The sequence below is a fragment of the Streptomyces alkaliphilus genome, assembly GCF_014141535.1.
In the GTDB taxonomy this organism is placed as follows: domain Bacteria; phylum Actinomycetota; class Actinomycetes; order Streptomycetales; family Streptomycetaceae; genus Streptomyces; species Streptomyces alkaliphilus.
This window is the reverse complement of record NZ_VKHT01000957.1, coordinates 1-1,904: the sequence shown is the minus strand read 5'-3', so window position 1 is coordinate 1,904 and position 1,904 is coordinate 1. Positions and strand designations below refer to the sequence as shown.

Here is a 1,904-nt window from a genome sequence, read left to right as displayed (position 1 = left end):
CGTCCGCCCTCCACCCCCGGCGAGAGATGTCAGTGCGTGAACTCGTGGTGCTCGGCACCGCCAGCCAGGTACCGACCCGGCACCGCAACCACAACGGTTACCTGCTGCGCTGGGACGGCGAGGGAATCCTCTTCGACCCCGGCGAGGGCACCCAGCGGCAGATGAGCCGGGCCGGGGTCAGCGCCCACGACATCACCCGGATCTGTGTCACCCACTTCCACGGTGACCACTGCCTCGGCCTGCCCGGGGTGATCCAGCGCATCAACCTCGACGCCGTCCCCCACCCGGTCACCGCCCACTACCCGGCGAGCGGGCGGCACTTCTTCGAACGCCTGCGGTACGCCACGGCCTATCGGGAGAGCGTGGCCCTGCGGGAGGAGCCGATCGCCGGCGACGGCGTGATCGCCCGCGTCCCGGCCTTCACGCTCTCCGCGGCCCGGCTCTCCCACCCGGTGGAGTCCTTCGGCTACCGGCTCCGCGAACCGGACTCCCGACGGATGCTGCCCGGGCGGCTGGCCGAACGCGGCATCGCCGGCCCCGACGTGGGCCGCCTGCAACGGGAGGGCCGGCTCGGTGCCGTCACCCTCGAGGAGGTCAGCGAGGAACGACCGGGCCAGGTCGCGGCCTTCGTCATGGACACCCGGCTGTGCGACGGGGTGCGGGAACTGGCCGCCGACTGCGACCTGTTGGTGATCGAGGCGACCTTCCTCGACGAGGACGTCGCGCTCGCGGAGGAACACGGTCACCTCACCGCCGGGCAGGCCGGGGCGGTGGCCGCCGAGGGCGGGGCGCGACACCTGGTGCTCACCCACTTCAGCCGCCGCTACCGCGATCCCGAACCCTTCGCCCGCCAGGCCCGGGCGGCGGGCTTCACCGGCGGACTGACCGTCGCCGAGGACCTGGCCCGGGTCCCGGTGCCCCCACGCCGCCGGTCGGGGGACGGCGGCTGAGCCGCGGGGCCGGGCACGGTCCTCAAAAGCCCAGGCGGCGCAGCTGCTTGGGGTCGCGCTGCCAGTCCTTGGCCACCTTCACGTGCAGGTCCAGGAAGACCGGTGTGCCGAGCAGTGCCTCGATCTGTCGCCGGGAGGTGGTGCCCACCCGCTTGAGCCGGCTCCCCTTCGGGCCGATCACGATGCCCTTCTGGCTGCTGCGCTCGATGAAGATGTTGGCGTGGATGTCCAGCAACGGGCGATCCGCCGGCCGGCCCTCCCGCGGCAGCATCTCCTCGACCACCACCGCGATCGAGTGCGGCAGCTCGTCCCGCACCCCTTCCAGGGCGGCCTCACGGATCAGCTCCGCCACCATGACCTGTTCCGGTTCGTCGGTCAGCTCCCCCTCGGGGTAGAGCATCGGGCCCTCGGGAAGCAGCGGCACCAGCAGGTCGGCGAGGAGTCCCACCTGTCGGTCGGCCACCGCCGACACCGGGACGATCTCGGCCCACTCGATGCCCAGCTCGCGACCGAGCCGGTCCACCGCGATGAGCCGATCGGCCAACTCCCGCTGGTCCACCAGATCGGTCTTGGTCACGACGGCGATCTTCGGGGTGCGCCTGACACCGGCCAGCTCCTGGGCGATGTACCGGTCACCGGGGCCGATCCTCTGGTCGGCGGGCAGACAGAAACCGATCACGTCCACCTCGGCCCAGGTGGCTCGGACCACGTCGTTCAACCGTTCCCCGAGCAGGGTGCGCGGCTTGTGCAGACCGGGGGTGTCCACCAGGACCAGTTGGGCGTCGGGCCGGTGGACGATGCCGCGCACGGTGTGCCGTGTGGTCTGCGGGCGGTTCGAGGTGATCGCGACCTTGGTTCCCACCAGGGCGTTGGTCAGCGTGGACTTCCCCGCGTTGGGGCGCCCGACGAAGCAGGCGAAACCGGAGCGGTGCGGGGCCTCGGAGGGGGCCGGGG

At 72.1% G+C, this 1,904-nt stretch carries 2 protein-coding genes; one reads left to right on the top strand and one right to left on the bottom strand.

The features are described 5' to 3' along the window. Positions 1-26 precede the first annotated feature (26 nt). On the top strand, positions 27-950 hold the full coding sequence (locus FNQ90_RS21475; protein WP_182607864.1) for a ribonuclease Z: 924 nt from the start codon (positions 27-29) through the stop codon (positions 948-950). A gap of 22 nt (positions 951-972) precedes the next feature. Here the strand turns inward: FNQ90_RS21475 and era are convergent. Then, the coding region (gene era, locus FNQ90_RS21470) for a GTPase Era (protein ID WP_182607863.1) at positions 973-1,904 on the bottom strand (932 nt) is incomplete at its 5' end.